This window comes from Streptomyces sp. NPDC002018 (genome assembly GCF_042890865.1).
GTDB lineage: Bacteria > Actinomycetota > Actinomycetes > Streptomycetales > Streptomycetaceae > Streptomyces.
Genome location: NZ_JBIASO010000001.1, coordinates 100,565 through 115,852 on the forward strand (window position 1 = coordinate 100,565; position 15,288 = coordinate 115,852).

Annotated in this window: 14 protein-coding genes; 10 read left to right on the top strand and 4 right to left on the bottom strand. The window is 71.5% G+C overall.

The genetic code is table 11. The features are described 5' to 3' along the window. Window positions 1-152: 152 nt before the first annotated feature. Window positions 153-896 carry a hypothetical protein gene (locus ACFYYH_RS00480; protein WP_388543869.1) on the bottom strand — a complete coding sequence of 248 codons (744 nt, stop codon included), beginning with the start codon at window positions 894-896 and terminating at the stop codon, window positions 153-155. 104 nt (window positions 897-1,000) lie between these two features. Between ACFYYH_RS00480 and ggt the strand changes: the two genes are divergently transcribed. Continuing rightward, entirely contained in the window at window positions 1,001-2,818 is a 1,818-nt protein-coding gene (gene ggt / locus ACFYYH_RS00485) for a gamma-glutamyltransferase (RefSeq protein ID WP_388543872.1), read from the top strand. Window positions 2,819-2,924: 106 nt separating this feature from the next. Here ggt and map read toward each other — a convergent pair whose 3' ends face one another. Then, window positions 2,925-3,692, bottom strand: a complete 768-nt coding sequence (gene map, locus ACFYYH_RS00490) for a type I methionyl aminopeptidase (RefSeq protein WP_388543875.1) — start codon at window positions 3,690-3,692, stop codon at window positions 2,925-2,927. A gap of 64 nt (window positions 3,693-3,756) precedes the next feature. Between map and ACFYYH_RS00495 the strand changes: the two genes are divergently transcribed. From ACFYYH_RS00495 to ACFYYH_RS00530, 8 genes are all read left to right on the top strand, one after another. Continuing rightward, window positions 3,757-4,008 carry a helix-turn-helix transcriptional regulator gene (locus ACFYYH_RS00495; RefSeq protein WP_365901696.1) on the top strand — a complete coding sequence of 84 codons (252 nt, stop codon included), beginning with the start codon at window positions 3,757-3,759 and terminating at the stop codon, window positions 4,006-4,008. Window positions 4,009-4,182: 174 nt separating this feature from the next. Further along, on the top strand, window positions 4,183-4,566 hold the full coding sequence (locus ACFYYH_RS00500) for a PPOX class F420-dependent oxidoreductase (RefSeq protein WP_388543878.1): 384 nt from the start codon (window positions 4,183-4,185) through the stop codon (window positions 4,564-4,566). 129 nt (window positions 4,567-4,695) lie between these two features. Beyond that, window positions 4,696-6,237 (top strand): hypothetical protein, encoded by a 1,542-nt coding sequence (locus tag ACFYYH_RS00505; RefSeq protein ID WP_388543881.1) that lies wholly within the window; start codon window positions 4,696-4,698, stop codon window positions 6,235-6,237. 185 nt (window positions 6,238-6,422) lie between these two features. After that, window positions 6,423-7,265 carry a nitrilase-related carbon-nitrogen hydrolase gene (locus tag ACFYYH_RS00510; protein ID WP_388543884.1) on the top strand — a complete coding sequence of 281 codons (843 nt, stop codon included), beginning with the start codon at window positions 6,423-6,425 and terminating at the stop codon, window positions 7,263-7,265. Next, a complete protein-coding gene (locus tag ACFYYH_RS00515; RefSeq protein WP_388543887.1) occupies window positions 7,262-8,557 on the top strand; it encodes an aspartate aminotransferase family protein in 1,296 nt (431 codons plus the stop codon). The genes ACFYYH_RS00510 and ACFYYH_RS00515 overlap by 4 nt, the downstream gene beginning before the upstream one ends. A gap of 142 nt (window positions 8,558-8,699) precedes the next feature. Further along, the gene (hydA, locus tag ACFYYH_RS00520; RefSeq protein ID WP_388543890.1) at window positions 8,700-10,106 is read left to right on the top strand and encodes a dihydropyrimidinase; all 1,407 of its coding nucleotides are present in this window, start codon (window positions 8,700-8,702) and stop codon (window positions 10,104-10,106) included. A 43-nt stretch (window positions 10,107-10,149) separates the two neighbouring features. Further along, window positions 10,150-11,151, top strand: coding sequence for a TIGR03842 family LLM class F420-dependent oxidoreductase (locus tag ACFYYH_RS00525; RefSeq protein WP_388543893.1), 1,002 nt, complete (start codon window positions 10,150-10,152; stop codon window positions 11,149-11,151). 100 nt (window positions 11,152-11,251) lie between these two features. Beyond that, on the top strand, window positions 11,252-12,793 hold the full coding sequence (locus ACFYYH_RS00530) for an NCS1 family nucleobase:cation symporter-1 (RefSeq protein WP_388543895.1): 1,542 nt from the start codon (window positions 11,252-11,254) through the stop codon (window positions 12,791-12,793). Here the strand turns inward: ACFYYH_RS00530 and ACFYYH_RS00535 are convergent. Further along, window positions 12,780-13,694, bottom strand: coding sequence for a nucleotidyl transferase AbiEii/AbiGii toxin family protein (locus ACFYYH_RS00535; RefSeq protein ID WP_388543898.1), 915 nt, complete (start codon window positions 13,692-13,694; stop codon window positions 12,780-12,782). The genes ACFYYH_RS00530 and ACFYYH_RS00535 overlap by 14 nt on opposite strands. 84 nt (window positions 13,695-13,778) lie before the next feature. After that, window positions 13,779-14,834 (bottom strand): biotin/lipoate A/B protein ligase family protein, encoded by a 1,056-nt coding sequence (locus ACFYYH_RS00540; protein WP_388543901.1) that lies wholly within the window; start codon window positions 14,832-14,834, stop codon window positions 13,779-13,781. Between the two features lie 157 nt (window positions 14,835-14,991). Between ACFYYH_RS00540 and ACFYYH_RS00545 the strand changes: the two genes are divergently transcribed. Next, the gene (locus ACFYYH_RS00545; RefSeq protein WP_388543904.1) at window positions 14,992-15,162 is read left to right on the top strand and encodes a hydrophobic protein; all 171 of its coding nucleotides are present in this window, start codon (window positions 14,992-14,994) and stop codon (window positions 15,160-15,162) included. Window positions 15,163-15,288: the final 126 nt, after the last annotated feature.

Sequence of the window (15,288 nt, forward strand, 5' to 3'; positions counted from 1 at the left end):
CCGTCCGGCGGCAGCCGGAGATCACTTCTCGGACGGGAAGAAGGTCAGCTGCGCGCCGGCCGGGTGGTCGCCCGGCACGGGACGGGTCCGCGTCGCGGAGCCGGGGGGACGGGAGTGCCGCTCTCTCCGCGCCGCGCCCTCTGCCGTGGTGCTCAGTCCGTGGCGGAGGGGGAGGCGGGGGCGACGGGCACCGGCTCCCGGGCCGCCCTGGTCACATCGGCGACCAGCTCCACCACATCGGGGCCGTACGCCTGTGAGTTGACCACCTTCAGCAGCAGACAGAACGAGCTGTCCCCGTATGTGCGGGCCAGCTTCTCGTGGTGACGGGCCAGATAGCGGGAGGCGGCCTGGCTGGTGATGGCGCGCTGGCCGCAGAAGAGGAACACCGGCCGGCCGCCTTCGCCGGCCGTGAGCCGGGCCAGCAGTACGTACTCCGCCACTCCGGGCTCCGCGCGATAGTGCTCGGAGCCGATACGGAACGCGCCGCGGTCGGACTTGGGCTCGGGATCGGTGTTCACCCCGACCCCGGGCAGCAGCGAGGTGAGATGCGCCCCCATACGGCGGTTCGAGGCCGGACCGCCGAGGCAGAACTCCGTACGCTCCCCGAAGCCCTGCCGCGCGGTGTCGTGCTGGACGATCTCGGCGTGCGCGCCGCAGTCCTTGATCAGGGCGGACAGCTCCAGCAGCGCGAAGACGTCGTACCGGTGGACCACGCTGTCGCCGCCCGCCTCGCGATTGACGACGAGCAGGCACTCCGAGTTTCCGGGCAGCCCGAAGAACGCCTGCCTACGGCGGAGCCTGCGGCGCCAGAGAGAGGTCCGGGCGATCCAGCCCAGGGAGGCGCCGACGCCCACTGCGACCACGCCGAGCACGAGGGTGCGTATGTCGTCATTCATGGGCGCGCATCGTATCGGCAGGACGTGACCATTGTCCGGACGGTCCTGACGGGACGGCCGTGCTGAAGTTAGGCTGCCCGGACTGTTCTTGACTGGAGGTACGGATGCGTCGCTCCGCCGCGCGGAATGTATCGGTTGTCGCCGTCGCCCTCGCCACGCTCTCGGGATGTGCCCCGGCACTGCCGTCGTCGGTGGCGACCACCACACCCAGGCCACCGGTGAAAACACCGGTGGCGGCGGGGTACGGGGGAGCGGTCGCGAGTGTGGACGCGGACGCGTCGGCGGCCGGGATCGAGGTGCTCAGGCAGGGCGGCAACGCCGTGGACGCGGCTGTGGCCACCGCCGCCGCCCTCGGGGTCACCGAGCCGTACTCCGCCGGCATCGGCGGTGGCGGCTACTTCGTCTACTACGACGCCAAGTCCCGTACGGTGCACACCGTCGACGGCCGCGAGACCGCGCCGCGGTCGGCCGACAGCTCCCTCTTCCTGGAGGACGGCAAGCCGATCCCGTTCGCGGACGCCATGACCAGCGGCCGGAGTGTCGGCACCCCCGGGACCCCCGCCACCTGGGACACCGCGCTCGACGCGTGGGGGAGCAGGTCCCTTGGGCGGCTTCTCAAGCCCGCGGAACGGCTGGCGAAGAACGGCTTCACCGTCGACGCCACCTTCCGCTCGCAGACCCAGTCCAACCAGGCGCGGTTCGCGGACTTCCCCGCCTCCGCCGAGCTCTTCCTGCCCGGGGGAGAGCTGCCGGTGGTCGGATCGGTCTTCAAGAACCCCGATCTCGCCCGTACGTACGCGGAGTTGGGGCGCAGGGGCACCGCCGCGCTCTACCGGGGTGACCTCGCCGACGACATCGTCCGTACGGTGCGCAAGCCCCCCGTCGACCCCGACGCGACCCGCGTCGTGCGCTCCGGCGATCTGACCACCCGGGACCTGGCCGCGTACCGGACGAAGCGGCAGGCCCCGACGAAGGTCTCCTACCGCGGTCTCGACGTGTACGGCATGGCGCCGTCGTCCTCCGGCGGCACGAGTGTCGGCGAGGCGCTCAACATCCTTGAGGGCACCGACCTTTCCCGGGCGAGCCAGGCCCGGTATCTGCACCGCTTCATCGAGGCGAGCCGGATCGCGTTCGCGGACCGGGGACGCTGGCTCGGTGACCCGGCCTTCGAGGACGTACCGACGAAGGGACTGCTGTCCCAGCGCTTCGCGGACTCACGGGCCTGCCTGATCAAGGACGACGCCGTCCTCAAGAGCCCGCTCGCGCCCGGTGACCCGAGCCGTCCCACGCCGTGCGCGTCCGGCGGTACCGCCGCGCCGACGACCTTCGAGGGCGAGAACACCACGCATCTCACGGCGGCGGACAAGTGGGGCAACGTCGTCGCGTACACACTGACGATCGAGTCGACGGGCGGCAGCGGGATCACCGTGCCCGGCCGTGGCTTCCTGCTCAACAACGAGCTGACGGACTTCTCCTTCGCCCCGGCGAACCCGGCGGTCCACGACCCGAACCTGCCCGGTCCGGGCAAGCGGCCCCGGTCGTCCATCTCGCCGACCATCGTGCTCGACCGGCACGACCGTCCGGTGCTCGCGCTCGGCTCCCCGGGCGGCGCGACCATCATCACCACCGTGCTCCAGACCCTGACGGGCCACCTCGACCGTGGTCTGCCCCTGGTCGACGCGATCGCGGCGCCCCGCGCCAGCCAGCGCAACGGCGCGGCGACGGAGCTGGAGCCGGGTCTGTGGGACAGTCCGGTGCGCGCCCAACTGGAGGCGCTGGGGCATGTGTTCACCCAGAACCCGGAGATCGGCGCGGCGACCGGCGTCCAGCGGCTGCCCGACGGCCGCTGGCTGGCCGCGGCGGAGAAGGTGCGCAGGGGCGGCGGCTCCGCGATGGTGGTACGCCCGGCGGGCGGCCGGTAGTCCCTGCCGCGCCGGAGCCGGATCCTTTCCGGTCGCCGTGGGTCTCCACGGCGACCGGGAGCGTTCCACGGCCGCCGGCGGTGCCCACCCGGCCGCGGGGCGAGGCTCAGAGTGCCGTGAGAATCCGCGGACCGTCGTCGGTGATCGCGACCGTGTGCTCCACATGGGAGGCCCGGCTGGAGTCCAGGGTGCGGACCGTCCAGCCGTCCCGCGCGGTGAAGTGCCGGTCCGTGCCGCTGCCGATGAGCATCGGCTCGATCGCCAGCACCATGCCGTGGCGCAGCGGCAGACCGCGCCCCGGGCGCCCCTCGTTGGGCACGCCCGGATCCTCGTGCATCGAGCGGCCCACCCCGTGGCCGCCGAAGCCGTCCGGGATGCCGTAGCCGGCCGCACGGCAGACACGGCCGATCGCGTGGGCGATGTCACCGATGCGGTTGCCGACGACGGCCGCCGCGATCCCCGCCTCCAGCGCCTCGTTCGCCGTGCCGATCAGCCGGAGGTCGTCGGGGCGCGCGCGGCCGACCGTGAAGCTGACCGCCGCGTCCCCCACCCAGCCGTCGAGCACCGCGCCGCAGTCGACGCTCACGAGATCACCGTCGTGCAGCCGGTACGCGTCGGGGATGCCGTGCACGATCGCGTCGTTGACGGAGGCGCAGATGACGGCGGGGAAGGGGGTGGGCGCCCAGTCGGGGTGATAGTCGAGGAAGGGCGAGCCGGCCCCGGCCTCGCGCAGCACGGCGCGCGCGGTCTCGTCGAGGGCGCGCAGCGTGACTCCCACGGCCGCCGCCTCGCGTACGGCCGTCAGCGCCTGGGCGACGACCCGGCCGGCGGCTCGCATGGCGTCCAGGGACGCATCGGTTTTGATCTCCACCATTCCAATAACTATACCGGTCGCCATCGGCTGGGGCACGCTTGCGTGGCGGTATTAGAATGACGAGATGGTACGGAGCCCACTCACCCCCCAGGAACGCGAGCGCGGCGAGCGGCTCGGCCGTCTGCTCCGCGAGGCGCGCGGTGCGCGCAGCATGGTGGAGGTCGCGGCGGTCGCCGGACTCTCCGCCGAGACGCTGCGGAAGATCGAGACGGGCCGCGCCCCGACCCCCGCCTTCTTCACCGTGGCGGCGCTGGCGGCCGCGCTGGGCCTGTCGATGGACGAGATCGCCGCGAGCTGCGTCCTCGTACCGGTCTGACCCCGGGGGTACCGGTCCGCCCCCCCGGGTACCGGTCCGAGCCCTGCCAGGGCCGTCCGACCCCGGCCGGGCCCCGCTTCCGCGCGTCGGCCCGGCGGCGGGCGCGCGAACAGTGGTCGAGGAGCGGTCGAAGGGGCTACCGGGCCCCTCCCGCGAGCGCGTAGTCTCCCGTCCGTGACGACCCTGGACGAGCTAGCCCACAGCCGCTATGTCAGCCTCACCACCTATCGCAAGGACGGTACGGGTGTCGCCACACCCGTCTGGCACGCGGTGGAGGGCGGCGAGATGTTCATCTGGACCCGGACGGATTCCTGGAAGGTCAAGCGGATCCGCAACAACGGCCGTGTCGCCGTGGCGGTGTGTGACCTCCGCGGCCGGATCGCCGAGGGCGCGCCGATCGTGGAGGGCACGGCGCGGCTGCTCGACGAGGCGGCCACGGACCGGATCCGGAAGATGCTCTCGCGCAAGTACACCTGGCGGTTCTGGGTGATCGACTGGCCGGCCCGGATCGTCCGGCGCGGCAAGCGTCCCCAGATCGGTATCGCCGTCACCTCCTGAACCTCCGGGGGAGAAGGGCGACGCACCGTACCGGAAAACAGTCCGTAGCCGTCCTGTAACACGACTGAGGTCGAATGCCTGCGGACCGAAAGGTTCCCTTCGGCAGGCCAGGGCAGGGACGGGGCAGCGATGGCGGTGCATCAACTCCCGGCGGAGATCGGGGCGTTCGCGAGGTACTTAAGGGACCTCACGTCGCTCCTCGACCCGGACGACGGCTGGTACGGGGTCTTCCTCCGGCGTGATCCCGACGGCCTGCGCGCCTGTTTCGACGGGACCGAGATCCCGCCCTGGGACGTGGTGGACTCACTGCTCCAGGACTTCTCGGCGGGCCGTGACCGGGAGGAGGCGGCGCGCGAGGGCGTACGGGCACGACGGCTGCACGCGGCCTCGGCCGCCGCCTACGACCGGCTGTCCGGAGGCGCGGAGGCCCTCTCGGAGCGGCTCCAGCTCATGCTGCGTGAGCAGGCGTACTCGGCGGGCCGGGCCGAGGAGCTGACGCGTCTGCTCCGTACGGCGCCGCCGGACGCGCCGCAGACACGGGAACTCACCCATGAACTGGCCTGGATCCGTGACGATCACGGGCGCGCGACCGCGCGCTGCGCCGAACTGCGCGCCCGGCTGGCGGCCCTGACCACCCCGGGCCGCGCCGTACCGGCAGGGCGCCCGCTGGCCCCGGAGGGCTGGTTCCGCGCCGAGGAGCCCTCGGTCTTCGACCCCCTGGCCGCGCCGGACCCGGGCCGCGCCGATGGCGGGCCCACCGGACCGGCGGAGAGCCGCGACGCCTCCGCCTCCGCCTCCGCCTCCGCCTCCGCCTCCGCCGCTGACGGCTCGTCAGGAGTGCCCCGGGGCAAGGACGTTCCGCAGTGGGCCGAGGACGGCCGACGGCCCGGGTCCGCCGTGCGGGCCCCGGCCACCGCGAAGGAGGCGAAGGAGAAGAAGCGCGCGTCCGCCCCCCGGCGCAAGCCCCGGGGCGCGCGGTTCGCCGGGCTGGAGGTCGAGGAGGAGACCGAGGCCGTGCCCGCCCCCGCGCTGCCCGTGCCGCCGCCCGCCGCCCCCGCCACCCCCCGGGGTGCCCGCTTCGGCGGCGCACCCGCCGAGCCCGCTCCGTCCGCGCCCGCGCCGGAGCCCGTGCACTCCGCGGAGGACCTGCGGGCCGCCGCCGAACTGGTCGCCACCCTGATCGCGCTGCGCGCCGACGGCCGTACCGGAGAGGCCCATGTCGCGCTCTGCGAGGCCGCGGGCCGGCCTCCCGGGCAGTTGCCCCTGCTCGCCGCCGAGCTGCACCGCGCCGGTCTCGGCGCCGACTGGGCCGAGCTGCTCTGGGAGGCGGCCTTCCTGCCGCCCGCCCAGCTCGCCGCGGCGGCCGGCGCGCTCTCCACGGCGGGCCGGGACGACGACTGCCGACAGCTTCTGCTCCAGGGGGTCTCCCGCCCCGCCGAGGAGATCGCCGACGCCGTGCTCGCGCTGGGCGGGGCCGGCCGCGCCCACGAGGCGAGAGCCCTGCTCAGCGCCTTCGTGCAGGCCCGTCCGCCGGAGGACGCCGTGCTGGTCGCCGCGCCCGACCCGCACCGGCTCGTCCCGCAGCTCGTCGACGCCGCCCGCGCGGTCTCCGTGGCCCGTGAGCGCGATGTCGTCCACGCCCTGAGAGTGGCGGGAATCGCGGACGCCTGACGGGCCCGCCAAGAGCCTGGTGAGACCCGAAACGCCCGATGTCGACCGCTCGGGTGTGAAACTTGATCGACTCTGCGGGTTAACGACGATGGTCTTGCCCCCGTGTGGGACGGGGCTTACGTTCTCCTCCTACGCATCGCATCTACGGGCGTAGAGCTATCGCCGCCCCGCCGAAGGAGCAGCTCGTGGCCAGAGTCGTACGCGCCGCACTCGTCCAGGCGACCTGGACCGGCGACACCGAATCGATGATCGCCAAACATGAGGAACACGCCCGCGAGGCTGCCCGGCAGGGCGCGCAGGTCATCGGGTTCCAGGAAGTGTTCAACGCGCCCTACTTCTGCCAGGTGCAGGAACCCGAGCACTACCGCTGGGCCGAGGCCGTCCCGGACGGGCCGACCGTCACCAGGATGAGGGAGCTGGCCCGCGAGACCGGAATGGTCGTCGTCGTCCCGGTCTTCGAGCGGGAACAGTCCGGCTTCTACTACAACACCGCCGCCGTGATCGACGCCGACGGCTCATATCTCGGCAAGTACCGCAAGCACCACATCCCGCAGGTCAAGGGCTTCTGGGAGAAGTACTACTTCAAGCCGGGCAATGCCGGCTGGCCCGTCTTCGAGACCGCCGTCGGCCGGGTCGGCGTGTACATCTGCTACGACCGCCACTTCCCCGAGGGCTGGCGCCAACTCGGGCTGAACGGCGCGCAGCTCGTCTACAACCCCTCCGCCACCTCCCGCGGACTCTCCGCCTACCTCTGGCAGTTGGAGCAGCCGGCCGCCGCCGTCGCCAACGAGTACTTCATCGCGGCGATCAACCGGGTCGGCCAGGAGGAGTACGGCGACAACGACTTCTACGGCACGAGCTACTTCGTCGACCCGCGCGGCCAGTTCGTCGGCGAGACCGCGAGCGACAAGACCGAGGAACTCCTTGTGAGAGACCTGGACTTCGGGGTGATCGACGAGGTACGCCAGCAGTGGGCGTTCTACCGGGACCGCCGCCCCGACGCGTACGAAGGACTGGTGCAGCCATGACGGAGCCGCTCGCGAACGATCTGTACGGACGCCATCGCGCCGTACTCCCCGACTGGCTGGCGCTCTACTACGACCGGCCCATCGAGATCACCCATGGTGAGGGCCGCCATGTCTGGGACTCGGAGGGCAACCGCTATCTCGACTTCTTCGGCGGCATCCTCACCACGATGACCGCCCACGCGCTCCCCGAGGTCACCAAGGCGGTGAGTGAGCAGGCCGGACGGATCATCCACTCCTCCACGCTCTATCTCAACCGTCCGATGGTCGAACTCGCCGAGCGGATCGCCGCCCTGTCCGGCATCCCGGACGCCCGTGTCTTCTTCACCACCTCGGGCACCGAGGCCAATGACACGGCGCTGCTGCTGGCGACCACGTACCGCGCCTCGAACCAGATCCTGGCGATGCGCAACAGCTACCACGGCCGGTCCTTCTCCACGGTCTCCGTCACCGGCAACCGCGGCTGGTCGCCGACGAGTCTGTCCCCGCTCCAGACGCTGTACGTCCACGGCGGTGTCCGCAGCCGGGGCCCCTACGCGGGACTCACCGACGAGCGTTTCATCGAGGCGTGTGTCGCCGACCTGGAGGACCTGCTCGGGCACACCCGGGCGCCCGCCGCGCTGATCGCCGAGCCGATCCAGGGCGTCGGCGGCTTCACCGCCCCGCCGGACGGGCTGTACGCCGCGTTCCGCCAGGTCCTCGACCGCCACGGCATCCTGTGGATCAGCGACGAGGTGCAGACCGGCTGGGGCCGCACCGGCGAACACTTCTGGGGCTGGCAGGCGCACGCCGAGAACGGCCCGCCCGACCTGCTCACCTTCGCCAAGGGCATCGGCAACGGCATGTCTATCGGCGGTGTGGTGGCCCGCGCCGAGATCATGAACTGCCTCGACAGCAACTCGATCTCGACCTTCGGCGGCAGCCCCGTCACCATGGCGGCCGGCCTGGCCAATCTCTCGTACGTCCTGGAGCACGACCTCCAGGGCAACGCCCGCCGGGTCGGCGGACTGCTCATCGAGCGGCTGCGGGCGATCGGCGCCGGTGTCGACTCCGTACGCGAGGTGCGGGGCCGCGGGCTGATGATCGGCATCGAACTGATCAGGCCCCGTACGGGAGAGGCGGCCCCCGAGGCGGCCTCGGCCGTCATCGAGGCGGCGCGCGCGGGCGGCCTGCTGCTCGGCAAGGGCGGTGGACACAACACCAGCGTGCTGCGGATCGCGCCCCCGCTCACCCTGACCGTCACGGAGGCGGAAGAGGGCGCCGCGATCCTCGAACAGGCCCTGCGCGCCGTGTAGTCCGCCGCACTGCCGGACCGCTCGTACCGCCGCACTGCCGGACCGCTCGTACCGCCGCACCACTCGCACCGCCGCCGGACCGCCCGCACCGGGCGGTCCGGCCCCGGGCCGGCCGATCGTTCAGAAAGGGAGCGCCACCACCATGAGCAGTACCCGCACCCTGATCCGTGGCGGACTCGTCATCACCGCCGCCGACGAGACCCATGCCGATGTCCTCATGGAGGACAGCAGGATCGTCGCCCTCGCCGCCCATGGCACGGACGTGGCCCAGGGCTGGACCGCCGACCGGACGATCGACGCCACCGGCAAGTACGTCATCCCGGGCGGTGTGGACGCCCATACCCATATGGAGCTGCCGTTCGGCGGCACCTTCGCCTCCGACACCTTCGAGACCGGCACCCGGGCCGCCGCCTGGGGCGGCACCACCACCATCGTGGACTTCGCCGTCCAGTCCCCGGGCCAGGCGCTGCGGGAAGGGCTCGACACCTGGTTCGCCAAGGCCGACGGCCGGTGCGCGATCGACTACGCCTTCCACATGATCATGGCCGATGTCAACGAGAGCTCCCTCAAGGAGATGGACCTGCTGGTCCAGGAGGGCATCACGTCCTTCAAGCTCTTCATGGCCTATCCCGGTGTCTTCTACAGCGACGACGGCCGTATCCTCCGCGCCATGCAGCGCGGCGCGCACAACGGCGGGCTGATCATGATGCACGCCGAGAACGGCATCGCCATCGACGTCCTCGTCGAACAGGCCCTGGCCGCCGGCCGTACCGACCCCCGCCACCACGGAGAAGTACGGAAGGCCCTGCTGGAGGCCGAGGCCACCCACCGGGCGATCCGGCTCGCGCAGGTCGCCGAGGCCCCGCTGTATGTCGTCCATGTCTCGGCGCAGGAGGCCGTCGCCGAACTGGCCGCCGCCCGGGACAAGGGACTGCCCGTCTTCGGCGAGACATGCCCGCAGTACCTCTTCCTCTCCACGGACAATCTCGCGGAACCCGGCTTCGAGGGCGCCAAGTACGTCTGCTCCACCCCGCTGCGGCCCGAGGAGCACCAGGCGGCGCTCTGGCGGGGACTGCGCACCAACGACCTCCAGGTGGTGTCCACGGACCACTGCCCGTTCTGCTTCACCGGGCAGAAGGAACTGGGGCGCGGGGACTTCTCGAAGATCCCCAACGGGCTGCCCGGTGTGGAGAACCGGATGGACCTGCTCCATCAGGCCGTGGTCGAGGGGAAGCTGAGCCGACGCCGCTGGATCGAGATCGCCTGCGCCACCCCGGCCAGGATGTTCGGTCTCTATCCGCGCAAGGGCACCATCGCGCCGGGCGCCGACGCCGATGTCGTCATCTACGACCCGCACACCGAGCAGACCGTCTCCGCCGAGACACACCACATGAACGTCGACTACTCCGCGTACGAGGGCAAGCGGCTCACCGGACAGGTGGAGACCGTCCTCTCGCGCGGTGAACTCGTCATCGACCGGCGGGAGTTCACCGGCCGGGCGGGACACGGGCAGTACACCCCACGCGCCACATGCCAGTACCTCAGCTGACACCGAGCCAACACCTCACCTGACACCGAGGAGTGACCAGGCCATGGACTTCGGACTTGTCCTCCAGACCGACCCGCCGTCGTCGGCGGTCGTCGGGCTCATGCGGCGCGCGGAGCGCAACGGTTTCCGCTACGGCTGGACCTTCGACTCCGCCGTGCTCTGGCAGGAACCCTTTGTCATCTACAGCCGCATTCTGGAACACACCACCACACTGACCGTGGGACCCATGGTCACCAACCCGGGCACCAGAACCTGGGAGGTGACCGCCTCCACCTTCGCCACGCTCAACGAGATGTACGGCAACCGGACCGTGTGCGGTATCGGGCGCGGCGACTCGGCGATGCGGGTGGCGGGCCGCAAACCCAATACCCTGGCCCGGCTGGGCGACGCGATCGAGGTCATCCGTGATCTGGCCGAGGGCCGTGAGGCCACCGTCGACGGACAGGCGCTGCGGCTGCCCTGGGTACGGGACGGGAAACTGCCGGTGTGGATGGCGGCGTACGGGCCCAAGGCGCTCGCCCTGGCGGGGCGGAAGGCCGACGGTTTCATCCTCCAGCTCGCGGACCCCTTCCTGACCGAGTGGATGGTCAAGGCGGTCCGTACAGCGGCCTCCGACGCGGGGCGCGACCCCGACTCCGTCACGATCTGTGTCGCCGCGCCCGCCTATGTGGGCGACGACCTCGCGCACGCGCGCGAGCAGTGCCGCTGGTTCGGCGGGATGGTCGGCAACCATGTGGCCGATCTGGTGGCGCGGTACGGAGAGGACTCGGGCCTGGTGCCCGACGCGCTGACCGCGTACATCAAGCAGCGCGAGGGGTACGACTACAGCCATCACGGCCGGGCCGGGAATCCCTCGACGGACTTCGTGCCCGACGAGATCGTGGACCGGTTCTGTCTGCTGGGCCCCGTCGAGGCGCATATCGAGAAGCTCCAGAGACTGCGCGACCTGGGCGTCGACCAGTTCGCCGTCTACGACATGCATGACGCCAAGGAAGCGACGATCGACGCGTACGGCGCCGAGATCATCCCCGCGCTCCAGGGCTGAACAGGCCTCTCCCACCCCGGTCCTGGGACCGGCCCCCCTCTCCCGCACGGCCTCGTTCGACATCCCCGACACCCGCTCTCGAACGAAGGGTCCCGCCGCCATGACCGCGACCGCACCTCCCCCGTCCCCCGGAGAACCGATAACCGGTGCCGGAACCGATTCCCAGGGCCGTGTCGAGCTGCCGCCCGGCGCGCTCCCCGACGACGGCCGCTTCGTCAACGACGATCTGCTGCCCGTTCCGGTCGCCCGCCGCCGCTGGACCACGTACAACTTCGCCGCGCTCTGGGTCGGCATGGCGCACAACATCCCGTCGTGGCTGCTGGCCTCCGGGCTGGTCACCCTGGGCATGGATTGGAAGCAGGCCGTCCTCACCATCGCGCTGGCCAATCTGATCGTGCTGTTCCCGATGCTGCTGACCGGGCACGCGGGACCCAAGTACGGCATTCCCTTCCCCGTGCTCGCCCGTGCCTCGTTCGGGCTGCGCGGCGCCAATCTGCCCGCGCTGATCAGGGCCGCCGTCGCCTGCGCCTGGTTCGGCATCCAGACCTGGATCGGCGGCCAGGGCATCTTCGTCCTGCTCGGCAAGATCTTCGGCGGCTGGGCCGAGGCGTCGAGGATCGGCGGTCAGCCCTGGACGCTCTGGCTCTGCTTCGTCCTCTTCTGGGCGCTCGAACTCGCCATCATCTACCGGGGGATGGACACCCTGCGGCGGTTCGAGAACTGGGCGGCGCCGTTCGTGATCGTCGGCGCGCTGGTGCTGCTCGTCTGGATCACTGTCAAGGCGGGCGGTCCCGGCCCGCTGCTCGACCAGCCGTCGAAGCTGGGCTGGGGCGCGGACTTCTGGCCGGTCTTCTTCCCGTCCCTGATGGGAATGATCGCGTTCTGGTCCACCCTCTCGCTGAACATCCCCGACTTCACCCGCTTCGGCGCGGGCCAACGGGCCCAGATCTGGGGGCAGTCACTCGGCCTGCCCACGACCATGACCCTGTTCGCGCTGCTGTCCGTCTTCGTCACCTCGGGTTCGCAGGCGGTGTACGGGGCGGCCGTCTGGGACCCGGTCGAGCTGGCCGCCAAGACCGACAATGTCTTCGGGCTGCTCTTCGCGCTGGTGACCGTGCTGGTCGCGACGGTCTCCGTGAACATCGCGGCCAATGTCGTCTCGCCCGCCTACGATCTCGCCAACCTCCTGCCGAAGCTCATCAACTTCCGCACGGGGGCGCTGATCACGGGTGTCATCGGGGTCCTCGTCATGCCGTGGAAGCTCACCGCCACCCCTGAGCTGTACATCTTCACCTGGCTGGGGCTGGTGGGCGGGCTGCTCGGTACGGTCGCGGGCATCCTGATCGCCGACTACTGGATCGTCCGGCGCACGGTCCTCGACCTCGCGGATCTCTACCGCCCCGGGGGCCGCTACTGGTATGTGAACGGCTGGAATCTCAGGGCGGTGCTGGCCTTCGCCGTCGGCGGGGTGCTGGCCGTGGGCGGCTCCCACTCGGCGCCGGGGAAGGGCCCGTTCCCCGAGGACGGTCTGATCCCCTTCCTGAAGCCGCTCGCGGACTACGGCTGGGCGGTGGGGCTCGCGGCCTCGCTGGTGCTGTACGTGGCCCTGATGGCGCCGGGCCGGCGGGTCAGTACGGGCTGAACGGGGTCGTCCAGGACGGGGCGTCGAGGAGAGGCGCGAGCGCGCGGGCCAGGCGCTCGCGCCACTCCGCAGCCTCATCCCCGGGGTCGGCCTGGAGCGCCTCCCAGTCCGCCGGATCCACCCGCCAGCCCCGGACGGTCTCCGTACCGAAGCGGGCCGACCGCTCCCGGCCCAGCACCTTGCGCAGCAGCCGGGGCGTCAGCCGGGTACGCGGAGACCCGGCCAGCAGGACCGCGTCGAAGAGATCCTTGGCGCCCACGGCCTCTCCGTCCTCCCCGTCGGTGTGGAGCCACAACAGCTTCCAGGCGAGGGAGAGCGCACGGCTCGCCGTGCGTACGGGCGTCGGCGGACCGCCGTCGCCGCGCGGCACGGCCGTCCAGACGGGAGCCTCCGGCAGCGTCTCGTCGGAGGCGAAGTCCAGCCGGACCGTGCCCGGTTCCAGACCCTCGGCGTGCCACGGAACGATGATCCGGATGCCGGGGTTCTCGTCGTACCGGTACGTCCAGTCGCCGTCCTCCCGGCAGCCCTCCACGTCCAGCACGACACCGCGGGACGCGATCGGCCGCTCCCGGAGCGTCGCCACCAGATCCTCGTACGGGCTGCGCGGATACATGTACTCCCCGGCGTCCGCCCAGCGTAGTCCCTCGGGCGGCAGCACCGGCCGTGTGCCCCAGGTGCCGAACTCCGGCGCGGGCGGCGCCGGCGCCGGCATCACCCAGTCCAGATCACCCGGCTCGCGCGCCCGATCACCGAGCCAGGCACACAGGGGCACACTGCCGCGCAGCACCAGGCCCGCGCTCCACGGGGCCGCGGCGATCAGCGCGAGCACATGGTCCATGGCCGCTCGCCGGGCGGCGCGGTGCCGGGCGTCCCGCCGCTCCTCCGACTCCTCGCGATGCACGGGGACGACCGTAACAAGCCCCACCGACAACGGAACCCGGCCCGAGCACCGGCCGAGCCCCGACGCGAGCCCCGGGCCGTGCTGTCACGGCACCCGGGCCGTCCATTCCGGGGTGCTGAACTTCGTCTCCGCCAGTTCGCGCGCCCGCGCCATCTCCTCGTCCGTGACCTTGCCGGCCGTCAGCCCGTAACGGCCGCGGAAGGAGTCGATCATCCGCTCGATGACCGTCTCGCGCGGCAGTCCCGTCTGACGCCGCAGGGGGTCGACCCGCTTGGCGGCGCTGCGCGTGCCCTTGTCCGAGAGCTTCTCGCGGCCGATGCGCAGGACGTCCGTCATCTTGGCGGCGTCGATGTCGTACGCCATGGTCACATGGTGGAGTACGGCTCCCGTGCCGCTCACGACGCGCTTCTGGGCGGCGCCCGCGACCTTGCCGCTCTCGGTCGCGATGTCGTTGAGGGGCTGGTACCAGGCCTTGATGCCCATGTCACCGAGCGCGCCCAGCACCCAGTCGTCGAGATAGGCGTAACTGTCCGCGAAGGTGAGTCCCTTGACCAGCGAGTCGGGGACGGAGAGGGAGTACGTGATGGTGTTGCCCGGCTCGATGAACATGGCGCCCCCGCCGGAGATGCGCCGCACCACCGTGATGCCGTGGCGTTCGGCGCCCTCCGGGTCGACCTCGTTCCTGAGCGACTGGAAACTGCCGATCACCACCGCCGGCGCGGCCCACTCCCAGACCCGCAGTGTCGGCGGCCGGCGGCCGGCCGCGACCTCGGTGGTGATCACCTCGTCGAGCGCCATATGGAGCGCGGGGGACTGGGGCGTCTCGTGGATGAGCTGCCAGTCGTAGTCGGTCCAGTCGGTGGCGTGTGCGAGCGCGCGGCGTACGGCGACGGCGATGCCCTCCGCGGTGAGCCCGTACATCACCGTGCCGGCCGGCAGCGCCGCTTCGACGCGGGCGGCGAGGCCGGCGGCGTCGGTGTCGGCCGGGGCGCCCTCCAGGGCGCGGTCGATCGCCTCGATCGCCTCGTCGGGCTCCAGGAAGAAGTCCCCGGCGACCCGCACCCGCCGCAGCAGCCCGTCCTCCGTGTCGAGATCGACCACGACGAGCTTGCCGCCGGGGACCTTGTACTCACCGTGCACCGGAACCTCCATCACTGGGCGTGAACAGTGCAAATCGTACTGCCGCGCGAAACCGTCCCCGGTGGCCCGTGTCCGTGGAGGCGCGGGAACCCATTGGGGTTACGTACCGAATGGCGGGATAATTCGGGGGTAGGCGGCTGTTCGGAGGTTGATATACATGGTTCCCCTGCTTCTCGTTCTCCTTCTCGCCCTGATTCTCTTCGGCGCGGGATTCGCACTCGAGGCCCTCTGGTGGATCGCGATCATCGTCCTTGTCGTGTGGCTGCTGGGCTTTGTGATCCGTCCCGGGGCGGCCGGCGGCCGACGGGGCCGCTGGTACCGCTGGTAAGCACGGGCGTCGCCCCGTGTGACCAGGAACGACAGGGGTGGGGGCGGGGCGCGGGGGGGGCCCCCCCCGGCGGTGTGGGGGGCGGGCCGGGGGGGCGCCGCGGCGGGGAGGCCGGCCGCCCCGGGG

What these genes read in the sequence shown, in the direction of transcription:
- ACFYYH_RS00545 (WP_388543904.1), top strand. Translation starts at nt 14,992, where the DNA reads ATGGTTCCCCTGCTTCTCGTTCTCCTTCTCGCCCTGATTCTCTTCGGC.
- hydA (WP_388543890.1), top strand. Translation starts at nt 8,700, where the DNA reads ATGAGCAGTACCCGCACCCTGATCCGTGGCGGACTCGTCATCACCGCC.
- ACFYYH_RS00530 (WP_388543895.1), top strand. Translation starts at nt 11,252, where the DNA reads ATGACCGCGACCGCACCTCCCCCGTCCCCCGGAGAACCGATAACCGGT.
- ACFYYH_RS00525 (WP_388543893.1), top strand. Translation starts at nt 10,150, where the DNA reads ATGGACTTCGGACTTGTCCTCCAGACCGACCCGCCGTCGTCGGCGGTC.
- map (WP_388543875.1), bottom strand. Translation starts at nt 3,692, where the DNA reads ATGGTGGAGATCAAAACCGATGCGTCCCTGGACGCCATGCGAGCCGCC.
- ggt (WP_388543872.1), top strand. Translation starts at nt 1,001, where the DNA reads ATGCGTCGCTCCGCCGCGCGGAATGTATCGGTTGTCGCCGTCGCCCTC.
- ACFYYH_RS00480 (WP_388543869.1), bottom strand. Translation starts at nt 896, where the DNA reads ATGAATGACGACATACGCACCCTCGTGCTCGGCGTGGTCGCAGTGGGC.
- ACFYYH_RS00505 (WP_388543881.1), top strand. Translation starts at nt 4,696, where the DNA reads ATGGCGGTGCATCAACTCCCGGCGGAGATCGGGGCGTTCGCGAGGTAC.
- ACFYYH_RS00495 (WP_365901696.1), top strand. Translation starts at nt 3,757, where the DNA reads ATGGTACGGAGCCCACTCACCCCCCAGGAACGCGAGCGCGGCGAGCGG.
- ACFYYH_RS00515 (WP_388543887.1), top strand. Translation starts at nt 7,262, where the DNA reads ATGACGGAGCCGCTCGCGAACGATCTGTACGGACGCCATCGCGCCGTA.